Origin of the sequence: Mycolicibacterium sphagni (assembly GCF_002250655.1) — a bacterium.
Taxonomy (GTDB): Bacteria; Actinomycetota; Actinomycetes; order Mycobacteriales; family Mycobacteriaceae; genus Mycobacterium; species Mycobacterium sphagni.
Window position 1 is genome coordinate 1 of the sequence record NZ_NOZR01000019.1, and the last position, 23,158, is coordinate 23,158.

Annotated in this window: 33 protein-coding genes, 1 tRNA gene and 1 pseudogene; 6 read left to right on the forward strand and 29 right to left on the reverse strand. The window is 65.8% G+C overall.

What is annotated here, in order from left to right; all coding sequences use genetic code 11:
- From CG716_RS20145 to CG716_RS20265, 27 genes and pseudogenes are all read right to left on the reverse strand, one after another.
- Positions 1 to 615, reverse strand: a pseudogene (locus CG716_RS20145) (hypothetical protein); the annotation flags it as partial.
- Positions 615 to 962, reverse strand: coding sequence for a GIY-YIG nuclease family protein (locus CG716_RS20150; protein ID WP_094482869.1), 348 nt, complete (start codon positions 960 to 962; stop codon positions 615 to 617). The pseudogene CG716_RS20145 and the gene CG716_RS20150, both read right to left, overlap by 1 nt.
- Before the next feature lie 249 nt (positions 963 to 1,211).
- Positions 1,212 to 1,427, reverse strand: a complete 216-nt coding sequence (locus CG716_RS20155) for a hypothetical protein (protein ID WP_094482871.1) — start codon at positions 1,425 to 1,427, stop codon at positions 1,212 to 1,214.
- Positions 1,424 to 3,373, reverse strand: a complete 1,950-nt coding sequence (locus tag CG716_RS20160) for a DNA cytosine methyltransferase (protein ID WP_094482873.1) — start codon at positions 3,371 to 3,373, stop codon at positions 1,424 to 1,426. The genes CG716_RS20155 and CG716_RS20160 overlap by 4 nt, the downstream gene beginning before the upstream one ends.
- 148 nt (positions 3,374 to 3,521) lie before the next feature.
- Complete coding sequence (locus CG716_RS20165; RefSeq protein ID WP_094482875.1) at positions 3,522 to 3,863, reverse strand: hypothetical protein; 342 nt, start codon at positions 3,861 to 3,863, stop codon at positions 3,522 to 3,524.
- Positions 3,860 to 4,246, reverse strand: coding sequence for a hypothetical protein (locus tag CG716_RS20170; protein WP_094482877.1), 387 nt, complete (start codon positions 4,244 to 4,246; stop codon positions 3,860 to 3,862). The genes CG716_RS20165 and CG716_RS20170 overlap by 4 nt, the downstream gene beginning before the upstream one ends.
- Complete coding sequence (locus CG716_RS20175) at positions 4,243 to 4,437, reverse strand: hypothetical protein (RefSeq protein WP_094482879.1); 195 nt, start codon at positions 4,435 to 4,437, stop codon at positions 4,243 to 4,245. Before CG716_RS20175 ends, CG716_RS20170 begins: the two co-directional genes overlap by 4 nt.
- A complete protein-coding gene (locus tag CG716_RS20180) occupies positions 4,437 to 5,405 on the reverse strand; it encodes a DEAD/DEAH box helicase family protein (protein WP_094482881.1) in 969 nt (322 codons plus the stop codon). The genes CG716_RS20175 and CG716_RS20180 overlap by 1 nt, the downstream gene beginning before the upstream one ends.
- Entirely contained in the window at positions 5,405 to 5,878 is a 474-nt protein-coding gene (locus CG716_RS20185) for a hypothetical protein (protein ID WP_094482883.1), read from the reverse strand. The genes CG716_RS20180 and CG716_RS20185 overlap by 1 nt, the downstream gene beginning before the upstream one ends.
- Positions 5,879 to 6,069: 191 nt before the next feature.
- On the reverse strand, positions 6,070 to 6,237 hold the full coding sequence (locus CG716_RS30260; RefSeq protein ID WP_165774221.1) for a hypothetical protein: 168 nt from the start codon (positions 6,235 to 6,237) through the stop codon (positions 6,070 to 6,072).
- Positions 6,237 to 6,539, reverse strand: a complete 303-nt coding sequence (locus tag CG716_RS20190) for a hypothetical protein (protein ID WP_094482885.1) — start codon at positions 6,537 to 6,539, stop codon at positions 6,237 to 6,239. The genes CG716_RS30260 and CG716_RS20190 overlap by 1 nt, the downstream gene beginning before the upstream one ends.
- A complete protein-coding gene (locus CG716_RS20195; protein ID WP_094482887.1) occupies positions 6,532 to 7,395 on the reverse strand; it encodes a hypothetical protein in 864 nt (287 codons plus the stop codon). Before CG716_RS20195 ends, CG716_RS20190 begins: the two co-directional genes overlap by 8 nt.
- Positions 7,388 to 7,846, reverse strand: a complete 459-nt coding sequence (locus CG716_RS20200; protein ID WP_094482889.1) for a hypothetical protein — start codon at positions 7,844 to 7,846, stop codon at positions 7,388 to 7,390. Before CG716_RS20200 ends, CG716_RS20195 begins: the two co-directional genes overlap by 8 nt.
- Positions 7,839 to 8,234: a hypothetical protein gene (locus CG716_RS20205; RefSeq protein ID WP_094482891.1), complete on the reverse strand. Its 396-nt coding sequence runs from the start codon at positions 8,232 to 8,234 to the stop codon at positions 7,839 to 7,841. The genes CG716_RS20200 and CG716_RS20205 overlap by 8 nt, the downstream gene beginning before the upstream one ends.
- The gene (locus CG716_RS20210; RefSeq protein ID WP_133066987.1) at positions 8,227 to 8,910 is read right to left on the reverse strand and encodes a hypothetical protein; all 684 of its coding nucleotides are present in this window, start codon (positions 8,908 to 8,910) and stop codon (positions 8,227 to 8,229) included. Before CG716_RS20210 ends, CG716_RS20205 begins: the two co-directional genes overlap by 8 nt.
- The gene (locus CG716_RS20215) at positions 8,903 to 9,988 is read right to left on the reverse strand and encodes a DUF5131 family protein (protein WP_094482895.1); all 1,086 of its coding nucleotides are present in this window, start codon (positions 9,986 to 9,988) and stop codon (positions 8,903 to 8,905) included. The genes CG716_RS20210 and CG716_RS20215 overlap by 8 nt, the downstream gene beginning before the upstream one ends.
- Complete coding sequence (locus CG716_RS20220) at positions 9,985 to 10,248, reverse strand: hypothetical protein (RefSeq protein ID WP_094482897.1); 264 nt, start codon at positions 10,246 to 10,248, stop codon at positions 9,985 to 9,987. Before CG716_RS20220 ends, CG716_RS20215 begins: the two co-directional genes overlap by 4 nt.
- Positions 10,245 to 10,610, reverse strand: a complete 366-nt coding sequence (locus tag CG716_RS20225) for a DUF7368 family protein (protein WP_094482899.1) — start codon at positions 10,608 to 10,610, stop codon at positions 10,245 to 10,247. Before CG716_RS20225 ends, CG716_RS20220 begins: the two co-directional genes overlap by 4 nt.
- Complete coding sequence (locus CG716_RS20230) at positions 10,607 to 11,122, reverse strand: hypothetical protein (RefSeq protein WP_094482901.1); 516 nt, start codon at positions 11,120 to 11,122, stop codon at positions 10,607 to 10,609. Before CG716_RS20230 ends, CG716_RS20225 begins: the two co-directional genes overlap by 4 nt.
- Entirely contained in the window at positions 11,119 to 11,361 is a 243-nt protein-coding gene (locus CG716_RS20235) for a hypothetical protein (RefSeq protein WP_094482903.1), read from the reverse strand. The genes CG716_RS20230 and CG716_RS20235 overlap by 4 nt, the downstream gene beginning before the upstream one ends.
- The gene (locus CG716_RS20240; RefSeq protein ID WP_094482905.1) at positions 11,362 to 11,571 is read right to left on the reverse strand and encodes a hypothetical protein; all 210 of its coding nucleotides are present in this window, start codon (positions 11,569 to 11,571) and stop codon (positions 11,362 to 11,364) included.
- A 104-nt stretch (positions 11,572 to 11,675) separates the two neighbouring features.
- Positions 11,676 to 12,416 carry a DNA polymerase III subunit beta family protein gene (locus CG716_RS20245; RefSeq protein ID WP_094482907.1) on the reverse strand — a complete coding sequence of 247 codons (741 nt, stop codon included), beginning with the start codon at positions 12,414 to 12,416 and terminating at the stop codon, positions 11,676 to 11,678.
- A 32-nt stretch (positions 12,417 to 12,448) separates the two neighbouring features.
- Positions 12,449 to 13,051, reverse strand: coding sequence for a hypothetical protein (locus CG716_RS20250; protein WP_094482908.1), 603 nt, complete (start codon positions 13,049 to 13,051; stop codon positions 12,449 to 12,451).
- Between the two features lie 127 nt (positions 13,052 to 13,178).
- Complete coding sequence (locus tag CG716_RS30265; RefSeq protein ID WP_165774223.1) at positions 13,179 to 13,319, reverse strand: hypothetical protein; 141 nt, start codon at positions 13,317 to 13,319, stop codon at positions 13,179 to 13,181.
- Positions 13,319 to 13,504: a hypothetical protein gene (locus CG716_RS20255; protein WP_094482910.1), complete on the reverse strand. Its 186-nt coding sequence runs from the start codon at positions 13,502 to 13,504 to the stop codon at positions 13,319 to 13,321. Before CG716_RS20255 ends, CG716_RS30265 begins: the two co-directional genes overlap by 1 nt.
- Positions 13,501 to 14,421, reverse strand: coding sequence for a Rha family transcriptional regulator (locus CG716_RS20260; RefSeq protein WP_094482912.1), 921 nt, complete (start codon positions 14,419 to 14,421; stop codon positions 13,501 to 13,503). Before CG716_RS20260 ends, CG716_RS20255 begins: the two co-directional genes overlap by 4 nt.
- A gap of 65 nt (positions 14,422 to 14,486) precedes the next feature.
- Positions 14,487 to 14,723, reverse strand: coding sequence for a helix-turn-helix domain-containing protein (locus tag CG716_RS20265; RefSeq protein WP_094483012.1), 237 nt, complete (start codon positions 14,721 to 14,723; stop codon positions 14,487 to 14,489).
- Between the two features lie 191 nt (positions 14,724 to 14,914).
- Here CG716_RS20265 and CG716_RS20270 point away from each other — a divergent pair, with 191 nt between their 5' ends.
- On the forward strand, positions 14,915 to 15,601 hold the full coding sequence (locus tag CG716_RS20270; protein WP_094482914.1) for a hypothetical protein: 687 nt from the start codon (positions 14,915 to 14,917) through the stop codon (positions 15,599 to 15,601).
- Between the two features lie 273 nt (positions 15,602 to 15,874).
- On the forward strand, positions 15,875 to 16,297 hold the full coding sequence (locus CG716_RS20275) for a type II toxin-antitoxin system RelB family anti-toxin (protein ID WP_094482916.1): 423 nt from the start codon (positions 15,875 to 15,877) through the stop codon (positions 16,295 to 16,297).
- Between the two features lie 113 nt (positions 16,298 to 16,410).
- Here the strand turns inward: CG716_RS20275 and CG716_RS20280 are convergent.
- Positions 16,411 to 16,487, reverse strand: a tRNA-Leu gene (locus tag CG716_RS20280).
- An 89-nt stretch (positions 16,488 to 16,576) separates the two neighbouring features.
- A complete protein-coding gene (locus tag CG716_RS20285) occupies positions 16,577 to 17,950 on the reverse strand; it encodes a cation:dicarboxylate symporter family transporter (RefSeq protein ID WP_094482918.1) in 1,374 nt (457 codons plus the stop codon).
- A 106-nt stretch (positions 17,951 to 18,056) separates the two neighbouring features.
- Here CG716_RS20285 and CG716_RS20290 point away from each other — a divergent pair, with 106 nt between their 5' ends.
- The 4 genes from CG716_RS20290 to CG716_RS20305 all read left to right on the forward strand — a co-directional run bounded on the left by CG716_RS20290 (position 18,057) and on the right by CG716_RS20305 (position 23,156).
- Entirely contained in the window at positions 18,057 to 19,589 is a 1,533-nt protein-coding gene (locus tag CG716_RS20290; RefSeq protein ID WP_094482919.1) for a sensor histidine kinase, read from the forward strand.
- Entirely contained in the window at positions 19,586 to 20,272 is a 687-nt protein-coding gene (locus CG716_RS20295) for a response regulator (RefSeq protein WP_094482920.1), read from the forward strand. The genes CG716_RS20290 and CG716_RS20295 overlap by 4 nt, the downstream gene beginning before the upstream one ends.
- Before the next feature lie 164 nt (positions 20,273 to 20,436).
- A complete protein-coding gene (locus tag CG716_RS20300) occupies positions 20,437 to 21,957 on the forward strand; it encodes a CoA-acylating methylmalonate-semialdehyde dehydrogenase (RefSeq protein WP_094482921.1) in 1,521 nt (506 codons plus the stop codon).
- Positions 21,954 to 23,156: an acyl-CoA dehydrogenase family protein gene (locus CG716_RS20305; protein ID WP_094482922.1), complete on the forward strand. Its 1,203-nt coding sequence runs from the start codon at positions 21,954 to 21,956 to the stop codon at positions 23,154 to 23,156. Before CG716_RS20300 ends, CG716_RS20305 begins: the two co-directional genes overlap by 4 nt.
- Positions 23,157 to 23,158: the final 2 nt, after the last annotated feature.

Consider the following 23,158-nt stretch of genomic DNA (forward strand, 5'->3'; position numbering starts at 1 on the left):
CGCGTCTGCTGACGTAACCCCCCCTTCTTTCGTAACCAAAGAAGAGGGTCGGGTCGGGTCGGGTCGGGTCGGGTCCAGGCGCGCGCCCGCGTACGCCCGCGAGTCACATTGGACATCCGTGGTTTGTCCGTTCGGACGCGTCTCGGATAGCGACCGGTCGCCGATGGCCGATTTGGCGATATCTTCGCTGGTTACAGCGGTTCTGCCCTTACGTCGGCGGCGTGGACGCGGCGGAATCTCACCATTTTTCTCGGCTCTTTCGATGCGTTTCCGCTCGGCATCTGCTTCTCTTTTGCGCTCATTCTCGATGCGTTCTGCATCAAGTTCGGCCTTAGTTGGCTGCCATTTCTCCCACGAGTTGAACTGAAGTCCACCGGGAACCTCGGTGCAAAGCGGCGCCGACATCGGCCCGGCATCGGTCAGTGCGGCGATGATCGGCGGCCGCGCGCCGAGCTGCTTGAGCTTTGACGTCGGCACAAATCCGTCGAGCTCTTCCTTCGCCGACCAGGAGCCGGCCAGCACCCACAGACCGCACGCGGCCAGCCGGTAGCGGTCCGGCATGTTCATCACCGGCTTCGAATCGGAGAAGCCGTCATCGACGTAGAACCACGGCATTATGCATTCTCCTGTTGCGGGGTGTGCACGTTGCCGGTGACGTTGAATAGCGGCTTCCACCAATGGATGTACCGCTCTTCCGCCTCTGCCGCGTCCGATTCGCTGTCGTAACGCTCGATGACGATGTCGCCGACCAGCGGCCACCACACCTGGAGACGGCGGTGGTGTGACAGGCGCGCATACGGGTGCTTGGTCATTCCCACGTAGAGGGGCGCTGCTATGCGCCCGGCCGACTCGTACATCGTGTAGACGAACCAGCCCGGTGTCCGGCTGATCCGGAACCAATCCGACGGCGTATTCGCGAGCTCGGAGTTCATGCGGGTGTGATCGCGAGCCATCGCGCTCATACCTCCTTGCTTGGGCAGTTGTCTCTATGGCCTTGTGTCGGTGGATGAAAGCCACAATCAGGACAGCGGCCCATACCGATCAGCACGGAACGAGGGAAGGGAAGCCAGACCATCAGGGCACCTCCAGGAAATGCCCACACGGCGGCGCAACGCCCGGCTGGTAATCCTCGATCGACCCGCCGCGGAAACAGCAGTGCTCCGGGTTTGAGTGGAGCGCCACCGGCCCCGTCCAGCACGGGCACGGCGCCGTCACAGCACCATCTCCATCAGCGGCTGCTGCACCGGCACGTCACCGATCAGGTCAGCGACTGTGTCGGCGACGTGCTGCTCCCACTCAGCCTCGGTGCCGCGCATCCCGCACGGGCACACGTGAAGGCCATTGCGCTCGTCGATGGTGGCGTCGTGGGCCAGGTAGGTCTCAGAGATGGCGTGCATGTGAGCGCGGAGAAACTCGCGGGCCGTCATGCCGCCACCTCACCGTGCAGTGCGGCCCGTAGACGTGTCCCGATCCACTCACCGACCTGTGGTGAGACCGCGTTGCCGAATCCGTCGGTCTGGTTGCGGGCGGAACCCCAGACGATGAACGTGCCTTGGTACGAGCCGAAGTTGACGTCGAAGCCGCAGCCGCGGCCGATCTCGTGGGCGGCCATCATGCGGAAGTAGCAGTCGTCGAGGGTCAGGTCGGCCAGCATCGCGTGCCACTCCGCCGTAAGCAGCGCGGTGGTGTCGCGTGAAGTGAGGGTGCCGAACGGGTCAGAGAGCGGGTGCGGTGCGGTCTCAGTGCCTTGGCTGCCGTTCTGCTTGTACCAGCCGGAGAAGAGCAGACCCAGGTGATTTCCGGCCCCCACAACGGTTTTCAGCGGTCGGTCGACACCGGAGACGCGGCGGTCGATGCCCTCGTTGTACTGGACCATCCCAGCCGCGGTGAGTACCCCGGGGATCTGGTCGCTGGTGACGGTGGGCATCGCTTCGCCGTGCGTGGTGGGGATGGTGTTCTTCCGGAACGGCACCACACCCGAGGACAGCAGGCCCAACGTCTCAGAGCCGGGCTGCGTGGGCAACGGTTCGTCGGCCCCGCGCGGTGCTCCCTGGAAGTTGTTGACCGCCAGCAGGACCGCTTTCTCGTGCGTCGATGTGATGGTGTCCATCGGCTGGGTGACGTGCTTGCCGTCGCCGTTGTGTCGGTGTGCCGCCATCACCTGTCCGGTGACGGCCACTGGTGGGGTGATGACCCCCGTCGTGTTGGTCGCGGTCTGCGCCCACAACGGCTCACTGAAATCGCGGCTGCGGCAGTCCGAACCCGGCCGTTCGTAGGTGTTTCCTGCGGCGGCCATGATCGCTCCGGTCGAAAGGATCGCGGTCTCCTGCTGACTGGTCTGCGTCGCCAGCGGCTGCCAGGGATGCTTCTCGGTGCCGTGCGCCGCCTTGGCCGGCATCAGCACCGCGGGGAATTCGGCGAACCGCTGGCGGCACCGCTCCGCGCGTGCCATCGTCGCCGCAGCGAGCGGCTTCTTGCGGTCCCCGATCCGGGTGCCCAGGTCGGACAGATCCAGGGCGGCCAGCGACGGTGTCATCGGCGGCACCACCACGGCCCGGCATGACGGGCAGCGGTACTCGTACTGCTTGCCGTAGCGCACCGAGCCGGTCGGCGGGACACCGGTCTTCCACGTCCACACCGCCTCCACCACGGTGTCGCAGCGTGAGCACCAGGACTGCGGCCGGTGGTCCAAGTCCGGGGTCGGGATCCGGCGGTCCCAGAACGCGATGTAGAGCCGATCCCGGGACTGCGGGACGCCAAAGAACATCGAGTTCAGGTACAGCACCCGATACCGGTAGCCCAGCTGCTCGAACTGCTTCAGCCACCACCGGTACGTCGAGCCGTCACCCACCTTCGCGCGACCCGGGACGGCCGGCCCCCACGACGACAGTTCCGTCGTGCACTCGACCAAGATCAAGCGGGGGTGATGCTCGGCCGCATAGTGGAGCACGCAATTCGCGGTGGCCCGGTCACGCTCGGACCTGGTGACGTTCTCCTCAAACTCCGGGTCGTCCAGGTCGAACAGTGACATGCCCTGCGCGTAGGCCTTTTTCGTGTTCGCTTGGGAGTGGTTGACGCAACTCACGCCGGCGACGAGCAGGTCAGCGGCGGGCAGATCCCGCGCGGAGTGGTAGTCCGAAGCGTCGCGATCGACGAGGTCGGCGATCCAATGCTCGGCCTCCGGATGGTTGGCCTCGTGGACCTCCACCTTGTAGCGGTTGTGGTTGGCCGCCATGATCGTCGTGAACCCAGCCTGCTGGATTCCCCGGGTGAGACCGCCGAAGCCGGAGAAGAGGTCCACGGCCACCAGGTCGTCATGGCTGAACCGACGCTGGCGGGCTGCCGGTCGGTGCTCAGCTGTAGCCGTGGTCATTCCGTTTTCCCGCTTTCTCTGCATACGCATCGGTCGAAGATGTGGCCTTGGCCGACGCAGTGACCTAGTGGATCGTTGGGCCGCTTCTGGCCGCAGACCCGGCAGTGCTGGCATCCGTAATCGTTGTGGGTTTCATGCCTGCAGCACTTCACGCGGCTGCCCACCCTTCGTGCGGCTGGACGGAGCCGTCGTCGGCCAGGAGGACGAAGTCGCCGCGCCGCAACACCCGCTCACGTTCGGGTGACTGTGTTTGCGGCAGAAGCCAACCCACCAGGTAGGCCAGGGCCCGGTTGTGTTCGATCAGGTGGTGGCAGTAGGTACACAGGTGCAGGGCGTTCGCTGCGGAGTTCGTATCCTCGCGCCGGGATCCGCCGGCGCCGCGCGGCCGCCGATGATGCCGTTCGACCGCCCGGTGCGCCCCGCACACCTCGCACACACCGCCGCTACGGCAATCGATCACCGCGCACACCAGCGCAGAGAAGCCCGTCACGACGCCTCCGACATGGTCAGTCGCTCAGTCCTCGGCGGCAGTGAACCCAGCAGCTTGTCCATGTCTCGGCGGGCATCATCGAGGTCGGATACCGCGCGAGCGCACTTATCGGCGATGAGCTGCAACTTCTCGACGAGCTCGTCGGGGGCTTCGACGCCATCCCTGCGGAGCGCTTCCGCGACGTCGTCGGACATGCACTCCTCGGCGGCCGACACCGCGACGCGAAAGTTGCGGCCCCAGTGCTTGAGGACCGATTCGAGTGCGTCCCGGTTCTTGTCGGCGCAGTCCGGGCACTGGGCGGGCGTCGGTTCCAGCGAGTAGACGACCATCCAATGGCCGCAGTCAGCCTTCCAGTGCATCAACGATCCATGGCGTTCGGTCACCGGCGGAACTTCCCTTCGGTGATGGCCTGGAACACCTTCCGGCAGTTCCCGCAGATGTCGTAGTCCTTGGTGACGGGCATCAGGCCGACAGTCAGGGCTGTGATCTTCGCCGCGTACCTCGGCGTGCCATCAGGGTTCTTCTCGACGATGTCGTCGCACCAGTCGCAGCCGTAAACGGTTGTCTGGACCATCACGCCACCTGTTCCTGGTTGGTCTTGAGCTGCTGGAGAAAGCCGCGGAGCACAGCGAGGTCGGTGCAGTCCTTCAACGGCATCCCGTGCTGCTTGAAGAACGCCTGCAACACCAGCTCCTGGCTCAGTTCGTTGTCGCGGGTGAAGGCGCGGATCGCGGCGCGGGCCTGGGCGCACAGCTCGGTTTCATCGGCGATGAGGGGTGCGATGGTGCGGGGTTGGGCATCTGCGGTGTAGCCGAGGACGTTGAACAGCAGCCCGCCCAAGGTGAATTCAGGCATCCGCAACGGCGTGTCCACGCCGGGCCGGATCCGCATGTCGGGGCAGCGGCAGCCGATCAGGGTGGGCGCCTCCTGCCGGGACATCCGAACCCACACGGTGGCTTGGTGGGTGAGGCCTCGGTGGGCGTCGACCCGGTAGTCGAGGGAGTCGACGATGGGCCGGCCGTCGGAGTCGACGGCGACGGTTTCGCGGCAGCGGGCGGTGACGACCACAATGCCGTTGAACGTGGTCAGCAGTCCCATCAGCTGGGCGTGGCGTTCGGATGCGTCGTCCCACAACACGTTCGACAACTTGATGTCGGCGTTCGGATCCTCCCGCAGCAGCTTCTGCGCCTGCCGGGATTCGCGGGCCCGGACAGTGATCCAGTCCTTCAGCAGCTCCCATTCGAACGTCATCGAATCAACGACCAGGACGGTGGGCTTCGCGGCTGGTTGTTGCGCGACGGCGTGGACCTGGCCGACTTGGTCGAGGATGCCGTGCCACGACCCGTCATGCTCGACCACCACATAGTTGCCCAGTTGGCCGTAGTCGTCGGACTCCCCCACCGGCAGCCAGTAGCAGTCACCCACCCGCTCGGAGGCAGTGAATTCCGCTGCGGCGAAACTCTTCCCCGACAACTCCGGGCCTTCCAGGAGGACCAGCGGCCACACCTGGCCCTGGTTCGGCTCACGTGTACGCAACGGCATCAGGCGGCCTCGATCACCTTGACGAGGTCCTCCAGCGACCAGCTACCCAACACCGGAGTGAGTGTCTCCTCACCGTTCTTCGTGAGGAAGGTGCGGCTGTACGGGTCAGGGTCCGTCAGCGAAGCGAACGGGCACGGCTCCCCCTGATCATCGATCAGGATCCCGTCGACACAGCGTTCCTTCAGCACCGGCAGGAACGACTCCCGCACCGACTCCACGATCTCCGTGGGCCAACGCTCGGCCACCCACTGCACGAACTTTTCCGGATCCGTCACCTGCAGTTGGGGTTTCGGCTGCACCATCTGCGTGTAACCCACCACCACCGGCTTACCGTCCACCTCCACCGTGGCGGCGATCTTCTCCTCAGCGAACTGCACATCAATCTCGGCCTTCGCCCGGGCCTCAATCTTCCCCAGCTGGCGTTTCGTCCACGCCACCATCGCCAGGATCTGCGCCGCTTCCCTACGCATCATGGTTTGCTTCCCCTCTACGTGATGATGATCTGAATGTTCTTGGGCCAGCAGCCCGGACAGGGCGCCGGCACTGCCTGCTCCCAGGCGACGCGCGCCTGATGATCGGGGGCCGGGTTCGAACCCGGCCAGACGGCGACAGTCTCAACCGGCGCGGCCCGCAGCCATCCCCGACCTCCGCACAGTCCGCACATCTAGATGGCCTCCAAACGTGCGACGTCGTTACGGATGCCTTTGCAGCCCCGCCGGATTGACGTCAAGACGATGCGGCGTTCCCCACCAACCTCAGCGGTGAGTTCAGCGGCGAGAGCGTCGGCCTGCTCGACCAACTGGCGGATCCGCGTCGCGCGGGTGTCTTCCATCAGATGGTCACCGCCTCGGGGTATTCGTCCCAGGTGCGTCGATCGAGCTGGCGGCCTGCTTGTCTCTTGCCGACGCGGCGGATCGTGATGTCGTCGCCTCTGCTCATTGGGTAAGCGGTGGGCTTTCCCTTGACCAGGTGTCGGACGCAGCCGGCGGCCGACAGGAAGGCCGCCGGCGCGTCGTTTCGGTGTAGCAGCATCGATTCGGCGGTCCATTCGCCCCACTCGACCGGCATCCCATCCCACCGCGGCGGCAGGTCGTGCTTCCGCTCCCACAACGGCAACTCGGTCTGCTCAGACATCGAGCGACTCCAACTGCGCCAGCGCCGCGCGCATCTCCGTGACCGCTCTCTCCAGCCGGTTCAACCCGTCCATTCGGTGGCTGTTCTGTGCACCCGCCAGGCGCCGGGCTGCGGCCTTCACGCCCAGCCCCATCTCCAGCGCCTCGCGGATCTGTGCGATCTCCGCGAGGGTCGCGTGGTTGAGCCAGCCGACCCGCGCTTCATCCCAGTTGATGTTGTGGCCCAAGGCTTTTTCCAACGCCTGCAGTCGCTGCCGGGTGGTGCTCAGGATCAATCCGTCGTTCTCGGCGCGGCCGAGCTCGGACTTGATGCGTTGCTGGACCCGGTCCTCGACCTCGGCCGTCGCGGCTCGGTGTGCATCGTCTTTGGCGGCGCTGATGGCCGCAGCCCGCAGAGTGTCCTGGCGGGCCATGATGGAACGCACCGCTTTCCACGACGGCTGGTGCTCGATCGTGGGTTTGCGGTCGGGTTTTTGGTGGACGGTCATGCGGGTCTTGCTGGTGCCGGGCGACATCAGCCCCCATCCGGCGGGCAGCTCCCCGTCGTGCACGAACGCCGGATCCGACACCACCAGCCACCACTCGTGGCACTCGTCGGCCCAGCCGTCTGCCTTGCCCGGTTTGTTCAGCTCGTTCAGCCAGTCGGCGCGGCTGACCTTCAGCTCGTGGCCGACCAGGATTCGGCCGCTGGTGCTGGTGAACCCGACGTAGATGGCGTCGCAGCCGCCGGCCGCGGTGTTGCCGCCGTTCCACCCGACCTCGGGCAGGAAAATGCCGCCCGGCAGCGGGACGCCGGGCTTGATGTAGTGCCGCTTCAACAGCTCCAGCAGCTGGCCGGTCCGGATCGGCTCACCCATCGCGGCGCCGCTCCTTCTGCGCCCGCCGGTGCGCGAACAACGCCGCCTCCGAGGCCGCCGCCACCCGCTGGTCAAACTCCTCGCGATGCGCCTCGATCAGCGCGGCGATCGCGTGCAGCTCCGCGCTCATCAGGTCGACGTGCGGAGTCCGGGCAGGGTCGCGGTAGTCGAAGTAGACGATTCCGCCAGCGCCGCGGCGCATCTGGCGAGACAGCAGCGCGGTCGGGTTGGTCTCCCACGACTCCCGCGAACGGTCCGACGCTGTCTGCCAGCACGTCATGCACACCGTGAATGCGGTGCGCTGCTTGCCGTGCTCCTTGAGTCGCCACATCAGCTGGTCGCGGGTGATGTGCGATGCGACGTCGTCGAGCGTCCGGCCGCACTCGGTGAGATCGTCAGTGCGCCAGGGCAGCCGGTCCCGAACGACGTGGTCGCGAGGTTCGTCAGGCATTGGCCGACCATCCGAACACCCAACGCGACACCTCGACCACGTCCGCGCCACTGAAGCCGCGGCGGATCACCCGGATATCGGCCTCGTCCGTGACCACGATCTGCCGGTCTGGGTTGTGCCATTCGAGCCGGAGTGCGTGCTCCTCCATCAGACCTACTGGTGTATCGGTATAGGGCTCCCAGGGCTTTTCGCGCCGAGCGATAGCGCGCGCCAGGTACAGGGCCTCGATCAGTTCCGGCACCCACATCTCCGAGAAAGCCGAACGCAGCGCGCCGAATTCGAGCGTCCCAACCGGCCGCACGATGACGAGCACCACCCGCTGACCGTTGAAGTGGGTGTAGATCTCGTGCCCACCGCCGGGCAGGTGAGCGACCGCGACGCTAGACATGCGTATCTCCTTCGGACGCCGCCTCACGCTCAGCGCGGACCTTCGCCCACTCGACCTTCAGCCACTCCTGCTTGCCGGCCGGGATCCGCGAGCCCTCAGGCAGCGACGCGAGATAGCGATCGGGGATAGTGGGCACATGCCGCCAGGCCCGGAACTTCCCGCAGAACGCGCACTGGCCGTAGTCACCGTGGCTCAAGCCAGGGTTCTCGCACAGGCAGAGTCGGTGGGCGTGCTCAACGCTGGAGCAATCACCGTGCGCGATCGCGGATTCGCTCTGCCACCATCGTGTCTTCACGCGGGGGCGGAGAATGCCGTTCACGCTGCAGTTGACCGGGTCCGACTTGGTGTCCCGCCCGCCACACCAGGCGCATCGCGTCAGTAGGCGTCGGCGCCAGCGCTGCAACACATTCCACTGAATCCGCCAATGGTGGATATGCCACCGCCACCGGGTGCCCTTGCACTCACCCTGCAGAGCGTCGACGCCGTGCGGCTCAACGTGCCACACCGAAATCAGGGCTGGAAAGTAGAACTCACGGCCCGCCAACGTGACGAACGCCGGCACAAACCAGCGGTGGCGCCACCGCCAACGCCAGCGGGGTTTGCCGGGCGCCACCATCCGTGAGCTTTCTGGCCACGGGCGCCGGATGTCGAACGCGAGAACCATCGGGTCATGCATGAGCTGCTACCTCCGGGTATTCGTCCCAAGTGCGGCCGTCGAGCTCGCGGCCGGCGGCCCTCTTGCCAGGCCGCCGCATCGCGGTCCAGCCGCCGTGTCCGCGCTCGAACGGGTTGAACGGGTTGTCGGGGTTGAGCGCTGTCCCGCCCGACAGGTGCAGCGCGCACCTGTTGCGGTTCTTCGCATCCCGCGGCACGTTGAGCACCCGATGGGATCCGCGATCGATGACGTCCTCGACCCACTCGCCCCACTGCTTGAACAGAAACGCGATGCCCGCCAGCTGGCACTGATCCCGAAGCGACCGGGCCCAATCGGGGTGCATCGGCCGCGCCCCGGGCCCGGACTCGCCCCCGACGATCACCCAGTCGATCGCCACCTGGTCGTCGTAGCCGTACTCGTCTGGCCCCCAAGGTCCACCGGGGTTGTGCCAGCCCGTGCGAGTGATCGCTGGGCCGGGCTTCTCGACGTCGCCCAACAAGTCGATCGGGCCCAGCATCGGCTCGCACGAAAAAAACCGCACCGCAGCCGGAGTCGCCCGCAACGCCTCGCCGCGGATCTCGGCCCAGCGCTGGTTCTCCGCGCTGACACCCTGCCACACATTCGGTAGCGGCCAACGGTCGTAGGGATGGCCGGGGTGCGCCACTTTGCGCTTGTCGAGCTCGTACCGGCGGCCGATGTCATACCAGGCGTCATCGACCAGCGATTTGAACTCGGGGCTGCCGATCAGACTGCGCATGCGGGCGTGCCGTTTGGTGAGCAGCTGGAAGGTGTGCCAAGGGCTCCACGCCATCACGCCCCACACTTGCGCGATGTACTCGTCGGGCACGCCGTCGTGGAACAGATCCGACATCGAGTTGACGAAGATCCGCCGCGGCCGGCGCCAACGTAGCGGTTGGTCCAGCTTCTCGGGCCGCAGCTGCAGATCGAACCCGTTCTCGTAGTAGTGGCCCGGCGTACCCCGGAATCGCTCAGAGAAGGTCTTGGCGTAGCAGTTGGTGCAGCCGTCTGACACGACGGTGCATCCGGTGACGGGATTCCAGGTGGCGTCGGTCCATTCGATGCCGGTGCGGTCGCTCATTCGACGCTCCCCGCTTCAGCCGGCCAGACTGGTCGGAGGTCGACGTAGTCGCCGCGGCAAACCACTTCGGCGATGTCGTTGCGGGTGTGGCGTTTATCCCACTCCGCGGTGACAGCGAAGTAGCCCCACGTGACCGCTCCGATAGCACTGATGGCCAAGGCGATCCCGGCTGGCTTGGGCATTCCGGCCGCCCAGAAGGTGACCGCTGGGATCAGCCAGAACAGGGTGGTGGTGATCGCTACCGCGTGCAGTCGGCTCATGCGGTGCGCCCCTGCGCTACGGGGAGTTGATGCACCCAGCTGAAGATGTCGTCGATCCTGCGGTCCAACGGGATTCCCGCCAACGCGACCATGAGGAGCCGCTGTAATTCGCTGGCGGGGACAGCTGTCAGGTAGTCCCACACCAGCAGCGGGTCCACGTCCTGCATCTGGCAGGCGAGGTCGGCGACGATCGCCGCCCGCGTCTCGTAGGCTTCCTCGTCGACCCCGGTGACCGGAACGAGTTGCCAGCTCATCCGGCACTGGATATCCCCGCGGGGGACGATCGAGTGGATGGCGTAGCGGCGGGCCCGTATCGGGACGCCGCGGCGGCAGCGGGGGCATGTGATGCGTTCGTAGCTCATCGCGTTGACTCCGGCTTGTGCTGTGCGAGGTATTCGCGCATCTCGTCGGCCGAGGCGAACCCGTACTCGGTGGCCAGCTCGTTCGCTGCGGCCACTTTCGCTGCAGCCCATTGCTTCTCGTTGACCTCGTGGGCTGCGGCGCGGGCCTTGTAGTACTCGGTTTTGTCGGCGAGGCGGTTGATCCAGTCCTTGCCCCAGGTGCTGCCGACCTCGCGTCCGTGCTGCATTGCCCCGTTCGGGAAATAGCTCTGCAGTTGGTCGAGGTCGCCGCGCAGATAGGCGTGGTAGATGTCTCGAAGCCCAAGGGCTTGAAGTGCGCCGTAGGTGAATCCGGCGAACTTCGACAGCAGCGCAATGTCCTCGCGGGCGATGCCGAGCTCGCGCTCAGCTTTCTCCCCCGCGGCGAGCGCTGCGTACATCCTCGCCCAACCAACCCGGCGAGACGCCTCGGTGGAGTGGACCGACTTCGTCAGCGCGGCGACAACATCAGCGTCGGCAAGTGCGGCGGTCATCGGGCGGCCTTCCAGGTGCCTGCGCCTTTGCGACGGTGCTCCTCAGCGATGTCCTGGGCGCGGCGCGGCGACGGGACGAACGGGCCTTCGTAGCAGGGATCATCGATGGTCTCGCCGTCGACGACACGCTGATTCACCCGCACCTGGCACACCGGCCGGTACGTCCGTCCGAACAGCGGGTTGTCGTCGGGCATCACCACGACCTCGTGGCGGGCAGTGCGGGAAGGGTTGAGGCTCATCTAGTCCTCCCCCTTGAGCCGGTTCGCTGTGCTCGCCGACAGCGTGAATTGACCTCGCCCGTAACCCTGCTTCGGGCAGTCGTGGGTGATCGTGATCAACGCGTTCACGGACATCCGGTTCTGGTTGCGGATCTCATCGAGGAACTCCTGAATCTCGCCGACGCTGAACTCGTAATCGGTGAGGACGACTTGCACTTCGTTCTCGGCCATCTACCCCAGCCCCCACGCTCGCGCGACACCGCCGGCGAAGATCGCGGCGGCGATCAGCCACCCGAACACCACCAGCCACCAGAACCGCTGCACTGTGCGGGATCTCATGACGCCTTCTTCGCGGCGGTCTTAGGTGCAGCCTTTTTTGCCGGGGCCGCCGCCTTCGCCTTGGGTGGTGCGGGCGCAATCCATTCAGGCGACTGCCATTCCGGATCGTCGGAGCCGAGACGCACCGGCATGATCGCGCCGATGAATTGGGTTCCGGCCGACACCATGGCTGGCTTTGTTGGCCCGGAGAACTTGATGGCGATCCGGCTGGCACCGTGGACGCGGCTGAACCTTGCCAGGAGGGCAGGGTCGTAGCCGATGACCTTGGTTGGCGTGTCGTCGGCGGTGGGAGTGACCAGCTTCCGCCAGTCGGGGAAGTCGACCTCGGAATGGAGCATGGGCAGTGTCAGCGCCTCACCTGACGTGAAGGCGAAAGACAGCTTGCCGCTCGTCAACTTGATCGCGACGCTGTTGAACGCTTCCCTGCAGGACTTCGCAATTCGTGCCACCAGCTGCGCCTGGCCCAGTTTCAAGGTCGCCTCAAACTCGGGTCCGTCGCCGTCGTTGTAGCTGGCCATCGACGCGCCCAGGGTGAACCGATCCGTGGCCACCGCGATCAGCTGCTTCGCGGTCGACTCCAGCCGGATCGCGTTGATCATCGGGAGCGATGTGTCGCGGCTGGCGAACAGCGCGGCGTCGTCGATCACTCTCGACAGCTCCGCTGCCGTGATCGTGCCCACTGGTGATTTAGAATTGGTGCTCGGCACTGCACTTCCCTTCGTTGTTGTGGTGTCCATGGCCCCGGCTGGTGAGACAGCGCGGGGCCGCTTTACTTCGGATCGTGAATCGGGCAGTCGGCGGCTTCAGCCTCGCCGATGCCGGGCCCGACTCCACCGGCACCGGCGGGCTGCTTTTGGGATACGTCCATCGGGGCGGCAGCGTCTTCGACACATCCCAGGAGACGTCGATATGTCTCGGGATTGCGGGTGAGCCGCTCGGCAGGCTCGACCCATTCGGCTGGTCCGCCGTCGGCGTACCAGGCGCCAAAACTGCTGTACGACTGGATAAAACCTGGACGGCCGATCGCTTCGGGGTAGATGTCAGGGCGCTCCCCTAACGGTTCCCCGTGTTCTGCTTCGAACTCCTCCTGCAGACGGCGATAGACGGGGTGCACTGCGCGCGAATGGTCCTCGCCGGCTGCGAAAACCAGCGGAGAGGGGCCCCGTGGTACCCACAGCTCGTCGGGCAGCTGGTTGGGCTCGACGTCGGCGACATCCCGCATCGCCAAGTAGGCGCGGCACTCCCGCTCGACCCTTGCCGGCCACGCGGCGCTGAATAGATGATGGGCAGCTGTGAAGACGACCCTCAGCCCAATACCGGCAGCCACCAGGGCATCCGAGATCGTGTTGTCGATGCGTTCACCGATGGTCATCACCGCACCCCAGCTCGCGCGGGCCCGTCTGGTACCACCTGGATGCCGCACTCAATGACCACGTCGTCATCGACAACAGGCGTTGCTTCAATATCTTTCGCGTCGACCACGCGATGAGCAGCGGGGGTCACGGCTCACGCTCCCCTTCAGCCTCTGCCCGCAACTTGCTCCCGGCGACGACGATCCCGGCTATCCACCCCAGGCCGAACACCACGCTTGCGGCCAGCCAAACACCAAGGCTCGCAAGGATCCACAACAAGGTGTTCATCACCCCTCCACAGAGGTTTTGAGGGATCCGGCGTAGCGCTGGAGCTCGTCGGCTGTGTACTTCCACTCCCGGCCGTCTTGGACGGCCACCAGCAGTCGAGCGCGCCGGAGTTCGTCGATGCGCCGCTCGCTGGTGGAGAGCGCCTCGGCGGCAGCCGGCTTGTCGTAGAGAATCCGCGCGGTCATGCGCCCAGCCCCTTGATCTCGTCGTTCGAAATGAGGACCAGGCCGGTGCTGTGGGTGTTTACCGGAAGCCCCTCGGCCGCAAGGGCATCCCGGAGTTCGATCTCTCGCTGCGGTCTGACGCGCGGCTGAAAGCGACGCTTGCCGCCATGCAGGCCGGTGTCGTGCTCGTAGATGAAGGGCCGACCCTTGTAGGTGGGTTTGCGGTGGTCGTGGCCGTTGCGGATGTCGCCGTTGTCCAACACGCGGCTGCCGCGCTGGTCGATCAACCACCGCTTGGCGTAGAGGTGCTCGAAGAAGTCGGTGTGCCGCACCTCGGAGAAGTACTTCTTGCCGAAGTCGGTCAGCAGGATGCCGTCACCGCCCTCGATCGCGCGGCGGTGCCGCTGTTCGATCTCGAAGCGCTTCTCCGCCTGATCGGCGCGCGCGGTCGCGGCTTCGACACGCTCCTCCGCGTCCACAAGTCGGCGGGCGTACTCCAACGGGGTGAGCGGCTGGACCTCGTTGGCGGTTCGGCGCAGCTCGGAGAACGCCCGCACCAACCGCTTTTTGAAGTCCTTGACGATCTCGTTGTTGCGCATATAGGTCAGCAGCAGGGTCGCGTGTTCTTCGTTGAGGATCGCGACCCGGCGGTGCTGGACACCGCCGGCGGTGTCGAAGGGTTGCATTTCAAATGCGACCCCTCCGAACTCCTCGAAGTCGGCCAGGTTCTCGCCAATCAACTGAAGCACCGCGCGGTGCTCATTACGCGTGCCGTTGGCGACCCGCATCGACGTGGTCGTAGCAATTCCGTCTTCGGACGTTTGGACGATCGGACTGGTGCGCTCGAGCGCGGCCCACGTCCCGGACACTCCGTCCGTCTCGGGGATGCGGGGTCCGGTCACCACAGGGCGGGAGTTGGTAGGCTCAGTCTTTGACATTCCGATCCTTTCTCTCGGTTGTCGGTGGCCTTCACCCCTGCCCGGGTGGAGGCCGTTTTCTTGTTTCAGGCGACGTCGTCGACCGGGCGCGACGTGGTGATCGCGGCCAGGGGCACGCCGAGGGTGTCGGCGATCTTTCGCGCCATCTCGGGCGTCAGGCGCTTGCGGCCGGACTCGATGTTCGACAGGTGCGGGTGGGTGGTTCCGACGGCTACAGCGAACTTGCCGAGTTTCCAGCCGTATGCCTCGCGGAGAGCTTTGACGGTGGCGCCGACTCTTACCGGATCGTCGTTCCTGTCCATGCCGACCACCTTAGGAACGAAATGGAACCGAGTCAAGAACGACACGGAAACGTGTCCGGAAATGCCCTGTATCAGCTGATCAGAGCGGAACTACATTCCGGTAGTTTCAGGCATGGGTTTCCGGATCTGTTCATTCGATCGCTACAAGGGAAAACTAGATGTTTCCGGTTGTTTCCTGCACCATGTGATTCATGACCACGAACGACTGGAAACGAGTAGCCGACAAGGTGATCGCACGGCGAGTGGAACTCGGCATGCTCACCACCACGGCTCTCGCTAAACGCGCGAACCTGACACCCCGAGCACTGGGGGATGTCGAGAACGCCCGGCGGACCAACTACACGCAGGGCACAAAGGCTCAGATCGAGTACGCACTGGACTGGGTCTACGGAAGCATCGACGACATCCTCGCCGGACACGAACCAACCCCGGCCGACCCTTCAGACACGACGACAACACCAGTCGATCCGATCGGCGACCAGATCAATCAGCAGTCGCTGCATGACCTGATCACTACTTACGGAGCGATCCGCGCCCAGCCGGCAGCGGAGCGGATGGACGCCATGCTCAAGGCTCTGCGCCGATCAATCCACGCCGTCCGAACGATCCTTCTGAAAGACGATGAGCGCACCGTGCGAGCGAACGCGATCGATGCCCTCAACCCGGCCGATGCTGCGGTCACATTCCTGCAGCAGGACCTGGAGGAGCTGGAGGGCGGCCGTCGGGCAGGCTCACCGGTAAGCACCCAAGGGGATGACGTTGTCACCGACCGCGACTTCGACGCCGCTCTCGCTGCGAGCCTGACGGATAGCCCGCACCACGAACAGGACAGCCCCGAGCTCTTCCGCCGTCCAGGTGCTGCCGGGGATGATGGCTAGCTCGTGCATTAGCTGGCGGCGCAGGCTGCGGACGGAAGACCCCCGGGGGCTCGTGATCTCGACGCCGGTGTTTCCTCGGCCATCCTGCATGTTGCGCCCCCCGGCGATCCGATTGAGACGGGCGGCAACGGTGGGCTTTCCCGCCAAATTCGCGCGGGAATGCCTGAGGCTGCCGTGGCGCCACTCTAAGCCTGCCCTCCGACGAAATGTGGAGTTTCCTACCAGATTGCTGTGCATCCACTGCATTCCCGTGACCGGCGATAGCGTGAAAGCGTGGAGGCGTTGAACGAGGCGGACAGGCGGATCTGCGGGGCCGCGGTGCGCCGCGCCAGAGAAGGCCGCGGCTGGTCACGGCGCCAACTCGCCGAGGAATCGGGCGTCGGCGAAACGACCATCAAGGACATCGAGAACGGCGCCACCCCGCACGACGACACCATCGCGAAAATCTTGGATGCCCTCGGCGTCGAGATGACGTCGTTCGGGTTGATGACACCGTGGATGGCCGACCAGATCACCGCCCTGGTCCAGCTCGCCCAGTACATCCCCCGCGAACGCCTCCCCGAGGTCATCGGCGCCATCATGCAGGTGATGGGGCGGGCGGCGCGCAACCGGGATCTGGAGGGCTTCGGGTTCAACCCGAACATCACCCAGGTCGTGTTCGCCAGCGAAGCTGACGTCGACCAACACAACAATTAGCTTGCCCGCGCACTTGCGTACATGCGGCACCCGCTGTGTACACCTACTGAACTCGGCCCCTCCATCGTGTACACCACCGAGTACAGTAAGGTTTCCCTAAATACGCCTTGAGCTGGTGCCCCCAGTCGGACTCGAACCGACACTGTGCGGATTTTAAGTCCGCTGCCTCTGCCGATTGGGCTATGGGGGCATGCACCGGTGGAAACCGACAAAAGCACCGTACCCACAGCACGACACCCCGGGGGGAAGGGGCCACCCGGGGTGTCGTGAGTCGTGAATTCAGGCGGCGAGCGCCTCCTTCGGTGCTGGCACGTCATCGTCGTCGAGCATCGTCACCTCGTCGAACGGGTCCCGACCGGACAGCACCTCGTTGACCTTGGCCATATCCACCGTCTTGGTCCACGAGCCGACCAGTATCGTGGCCACCGCATTGCCGGAGAAGTTGGTCACCGCCCGCGCCTCGGACATGAACCGGTCGATCCCCACGATCAGCCCCACCCCGTCCAGCAACTCGGGGCGGTGTGCCTGCAACCCGCCGGCCAGCGTCGCCAACCCGGCGCCGCTCACCCCGGCCGCCCCCTTGGACGCCACGATCATGAACACCAGCAGACCCAGCTGCTCGGCCACCGACAACGGGTCGCCCAGCGCGTCGGCGATGAAAAGCGAGGCCATCGTCAGATAGATCGCGGTGCCGTCCAGATTGAACGAATATCCCGTTGGCACAACAACACCCACCGTGCTCTGCTGCACGCCGAGGTGCTCCATCTTCGCGATCAGCCGCGGCAGCGCCGATTCCGAGGACGACGTCGCAAAAATCAGCAGGTACTCCCGCGCCAGGTAGCGCACCAACCGGAAGATCGACACCCCTGACACCATCCGCAGCAGCGTCCCCAGTACGCCGAAGACGAACACCACGCACGTCAGATAGAAGCCGAACATCAGCGTCAGCAGGTTGGTCACCGCGCTCCACCCGGTCAGACCCACCACGTTCGCCATCGCGCCGAACGCGCCAATCGGCGCCAGCCACAACACCATTGACAGGATCTTGAACACCAGCCGCTGCAGGTGCTCCACCCCGCGCAGGATCGGTTCGCCCTTGCTGCCCATCGCCTGCAGCGCGAATCCGACCAGCAGCGCTATGAACAATCCTTGCAGCACATTGCCATCGGTCAGTGACGAGAACAACGACGTCGGAATGATGTGCTGTACGAACTCGACCAGACCGCCCGACGCATGGGCCTGCTCGGCCAGCTGCGCGCCCTTGGCCGCCGTCGATTCCGAGAGTTTCAGGCTGCTACCGGGGTGCAGCAGGTTGCCCACCAGCAGACCGATGCCCAGCGCGATCGTCGACATCACCAGGAAGTAGCCGAAGGCCAGCCCGCCGACCTTGCCGACGGTGGCGGCCTTACGCACCGACCCGATGCCCAGCACGATGGTGCAGAAGATCACCGGGACGATCATCATCTTGATCAGGCTGACGAACATCGTCCCCAGGACGCCGACGCTCTTGCCGACACCCGGGGCCACCAGGCCGACGATCACGCCGCCGACCACCGCGGCGATGACCGCCAGATACAGCCAGTGGGTGCGATCCCGGCTCTTGGGCGCGGCGGGCTTGTCGTCTCCGCCAGAACGATCCACAACCGTGGTCATGAGCGGTTTCCTTCCGGTTCTTCTTGCAATAGGTCTGCAAGGATGGTTAACCAGCACGTGACGCAGGTCACGCTTTAGTTCATTACGTTCAACGCGGAGGTGAGCAGTGGCGGTCCTCCCCCGCTCACTGGCCGGGCAGGCCTTCGCGCTGCAGGCCGCGGTGATCGTGCTGGTGGTCCTCGCCGGCAGCGCACTGGCGCCTCTCGACGCCAAACGCCACGGCGACGACGCCGCCCGCCAACAGGTCACCGCCATCGCCGTCTCGTTGGCCGACTCACCGTCTACCGCCGAGGCCATCGAAAACGGTGACGCCGCAAAGGTTCTCCAGCCGGTCACCGAGGCCGTCCGCAAAAGCACCGACATCGCGTTCATCACGATCATGGCGCCGGACCGCACCCGGTTCACCCACACCAATCCCGAGCAGATCGGCCAGAGGTACCTCGGCACCATCGAACCGGCGCTGCGCGGCGAGACCTACACCGAGGTCTACACCGGCACCTTGGGCCCGTCAGTGCGCACCATCGCGCCGGTCCGTAACGCCAACGGCCAGGTCATCGGCCTGGTCGCAGCCGGTATCACCATCGAGAGCCTGGCCGCGCGGTGGCGTTCCCAGTGGCCGACGATCGTCGGCGTCGGCATCGCAGCACTGGCCCTGTCCTTCGTCGGTGTCTGGGCGATCCGTCGACGGATCCTGCACCAGACGCACGGGCTGGCCCCCGACGAGCTGCGGGTGATGTACGACCACCACGACGCCATCCTGCACTCGGTCTCCGAGGGGCTCATCGTCCTGGACCGCGGCGGGGTGGCTCTGGCCAACGACGAAGCCCGCCGCCTGCTGGCCCTGCCGTCGGGTCCCATCACCCGTGCCGACCTGCCAGAGTTCCTGCGCGGCAACGATCCCGGCGTGCGCGACGAGGTGCGTCTCACCGATGACCGCGTGTTGGTGGTCAACCGTTCCCAAGTCAGCGCCTCGGACTCGGAAGTGGTGACCATCCGTGACCGCACCGAATTACAAGGCGCCCTGGGCGAATTGAGCTCCCTGCAGGGGTTCACCGATTCGCTGCGCGCGCAGGCCCACGAATCGGCCAACAAACTGCACACCGTCGTCACCCTGGTCGAGATGGGCCGCCCCGAGGAGGCGGTCAAGTTCGCCACCCAAGAACTGGCGCTGTCCCAGCAGCTCGTCGACCGGGTGTCCGACGCCGTCGGCGAACCCGCCCTGGTGGCCCTGCTGCTCGGCAAGACCGCCGAGGCCGGCGAACGCGGCATTGAGCTGACCATCACCGAAGAGACCAATCTGCCCGCCGAGTCCCTGCTGAGCTCCCAGGAAATGGTCACCGTGCTGGGCAACCTGATCGACAACGCCATGGACGCCTGCGACCGCGACGACCCCTGGGTCGAGGTGACCGTCAACCAGGACGCCGACGGACTGCAGATCCAAGTCGCCGACAGCGGGCCCGGCATGGATCCCGAGACCTTTCAGCGCGCCCTGCAGCGCGGGTATTCGACGAAGTCAGGCAGCGACGCCGGCCATCAGGGTCTGGGCCTGGCGCTGGTCGCCCAGATCGTCAACCGTCACGACGGCACCTTGAGCGCGGACGTCACCTACGGCTCGGTGGTGACGGTGACTATCCGATGATCAACGTCCTGATCGTCGAAGACGACCCGCTGATCGCCGAGGCGCACCGCACGTATCTGGCTCGGCTGCAAGGGTTTACCGTCACCGGGCTGGCCCACACCGCCCGCGACGCGATGCGCATCGCCTCGGAGGCCGCCACCGACTCCCCTGTCGACTTGGTGTTGCTCGATCTCGGATTGCCCGACGCCAGCGGGATCGCGCTGGCCTCGGCACTGTCGGGATTGCGGCCGGCACCCGACATCATCGCGATCACCTCCGAACGCGACCTGGAGATGGTGCGCGCCGCGGTGGCGCACGGCGCGCTGGCCTACCTCCTCAAACCGTTCACGTTCGCGGCGTTCCGCGACCGCCTGGAGCGCTACCGCCGCTACCGCAGCGCCCTGCCCGCCGGGACCGATGCCGCCAGCCAGGCCGAAGTCGACCGGGCGCTGGGCGAATTGCGAATCAGCACCGACAAATCGGTGACCCCGAAGGGTGCCGCGCCGGCCACCACCGACGAGATCGCCCGCGCGGTGCGCGACCGCGCTGACGGGCTGACCGCTGACGAAGCCGCCAAACTGGTGGGCGTCTCGCGGGTGACCGCCTGGCGCTACCTCGAGCGCCTCGCCGACGACGGGGCCGTCACCCGCCTGACCGAATACGGCAAGACCGGCAGGCCCAGCACGCGCTATCAGTGGCGCTAGACCCCTTCATCGAGACTGCGTGCAGATCGCATTTCGGCGACAAAACTCGCTCTCGCTGCAGTCTCGATGCACTCACCGCGGTCTCGACGGACCCCCTTGCGGAGCCGGTCAACGCGTTACTAGGATGTCCTAGTATTCAGCCGCCAGGTCAGCCAAGGGGCATCATGAGCACAACGATTCAGCACTTCATCGACGGCAAGCGCAGCAGCCTCGGCAGCACGCGCACCGCTGACGTCCTCAACCCGAGCACCGGCGAGGTGCAGGCCCAGGTGCTGCTCGCATCGGCCGCCGACGTCGACACCGCGGTGGCCTCCGCGGTCGAGGCGCAGAAGGAATGGGCCGCCTGGAATCCCCAGCGCCGGGCCCGCGTCCTGATGAAGTTCATCGAACTCGTCAACGCCAACACCGACGAGCTCGCCGAGCTGCTCTCGATCGAGCACGGCAAGACCGTCGCCGACTCCCGCGGTGACATCCAGCGGGGCATCGAGGTCATCGAATTCGCCATCGGCATCCCGCACTTGCTCAAGGGTGAGTTCACCGAAGGCGCCGGCGGTGGCATCGACGTGTACTCGATCCGCCAGCCGCTCGGTGTCGTCGCCGGCATCACCCCGTTCAACTTCCCCGCGATGATCCCGCTGTGGAAGGCCGGCCCCGCCCTGGCATGCGGAAACGCCTTCGTCCTCAAGCCTTCCGAGCGCGACCCCTCGGTGCCGGTGCGCCTGGCTGAGCTGTTCCTGGAGGCCGGCCTGCCGGCGGGCGTGTTCCAGGTGGTGCAGGGCGACAAGGAGGCCGTCGACGCCATCCTTCACCACCCCGACATCAAGGCCGTCGGCTTCGTCGGCAGCTCCGATATCGCGCAGTACATCTACTCCACGGCCGCCGCCAACGGCAAGCGTTCGCAGTGCTTCGGCGGCGCCAAGAACCACATGATCGTCATGCCCGACGCCGACCTGGACCAGGCCGTCGACGCCCTCATCGGTGCCGGCTACGGCAGCGCGGGCGAGCGGTGCATGGCCATCAGCGTCGCGGTGCCCGTCGGCGAGGAAACCGCAAACCGGCTGCGCGCCAGGCTCGTCGAGCGGATCAACGGCCTGCGCGTCGGCCACAGCCTGGATCCCAAGGCTGACTACGGCCCGTTGGTCACCGGCGCCGCGCTCAAGCGGGTCCGTGACTACATCGACGCCGGTGTGGCCGCCGGAGCCGAAATCGTGGTCGACGGTCGCGAGAAAGCCAGCGACGAACTGACTTTCGCTGATACCAGCCTGGAGGGCGGCTTCTTCATCGGCCCCACGCTCTTCGACCACGTCACCACCGACATGTCGATCTACACCGACGAGATCTTCGGCCCGGTGCTGTGCATCGTGCGCGCGCACGACTACGAGGAAGCGCTGAGGCTGCCATCTGAGCACGAATACGGCAACGGCGTCGCAGTGTTCACCCGCGACGGTGACACCGCCCGCGACTTCGTGTCCCGGGTGCAGGTCGGCATGGTCGGCGTCAACGTGCCGATCCCGGTTCCGGTGTCGTACCACACGTTCGGCGGCTGGAAGCGGTCCGGCTTCGGCGACCTCAACCAGCACGGCCCGCACTCGATCCTGTTCTACACCAAGACCAAGACCGTCACGGAGCGGTGGCCTTCGGGCATCAAGGACGGCGCCGAGTTCGTCATCCCCACGATGAAATGACCTTCCTGACGCTCGAAGACGACGAACGCGTCATCGCCGAGACGGCAGCCGCGTTCGCCGCCAAACGCCTTGCGCCGTATGCGCTCGACTGGGATCACTCCAAGGAGTTCCCGGTGGACGTGCTGCGTGAGGCGGCCGAGCTGGGAATGGCGGCGATCTACTGCGCCGAGGACGTCGGCGGCAGCGGGCTGCGGCGACTGGACGCGGTGCGGATCTTCGAGCAGCTCTCGGCGGCCGACCCCGCCCTGGCGGCGTTCATCTCGATCCACAACATGTGCGCGTGGATGGTCGACACCTTCGGCACCGACGATCAACGCAAGTCGTGGCTCCCGAAGCTCGCATCGATGGAGACCATCGCCAGCTACTGCCTCACCGAGCCCGGCGCCGGATCGGACGCGGCGGCGTTGCGCACCAAAGCCGTTCGCGATGGCGACCACTATGTGCTCGACGGGGTCAAGCAGTTCATCTCCGGAGCAGGCACCTCAGATCTCTACGTGGTGATGGCCCGCACCGGCTTCAAAGAGAACGAGTCCGGTCACCGTGGAATTTCTACCTTCATCGTTGAAAAGGACACGCCGGGGCTCAGTTTCGGCGCGCAAGAGGAAAAAATGGGCTGGAACGTCCAGCCCACCGCGCAGGTGATTCTCGAAGGTGTGCGGGTGCCGGCGACGGCGATGCTTGGCGGCCCCGAAGGTGAAGGCACCGGCTTCGGCATCGCGATGAGCGGCCTCAACGGCGGACGCCTCAACATCGCGGCCTGCTCGCTGGGCGGCGCCCAAGCTGCCTACGACAAGACCGCGAGCTATCTGGCCGACCGCCACGCGTTCGGCGGGGCACTGCTCGACGAGCCCACCATCCGATTCACCCTGGCCGACATGGCCACCGCTTTGGAGACCTCTCGGCTGATGTTGTGGCGCGCAGCCGTCGCGCTGGACAACGACGAGCCCCACAAGGTCGAGCTGTGTGCGATGGCCAAGCGCTATGTCACCGACTCCTGCTACGAGGTGGCCGATCAGGCGTTGCAGTTGCACGGCGGATACGGCTACTTACGGGAGTACGGCATCGAGAAGATCGTCCGCGATCTGCGCGTGCACCGAATCCTCGAGGGCACCAACGAAATTATGCGCGTGGTGATCGGGCGGGGCCTCGCGAGCCGTGCTCGCAATCAGGGTGAGTCACCCGGACGAAATTCCGCGTGAGG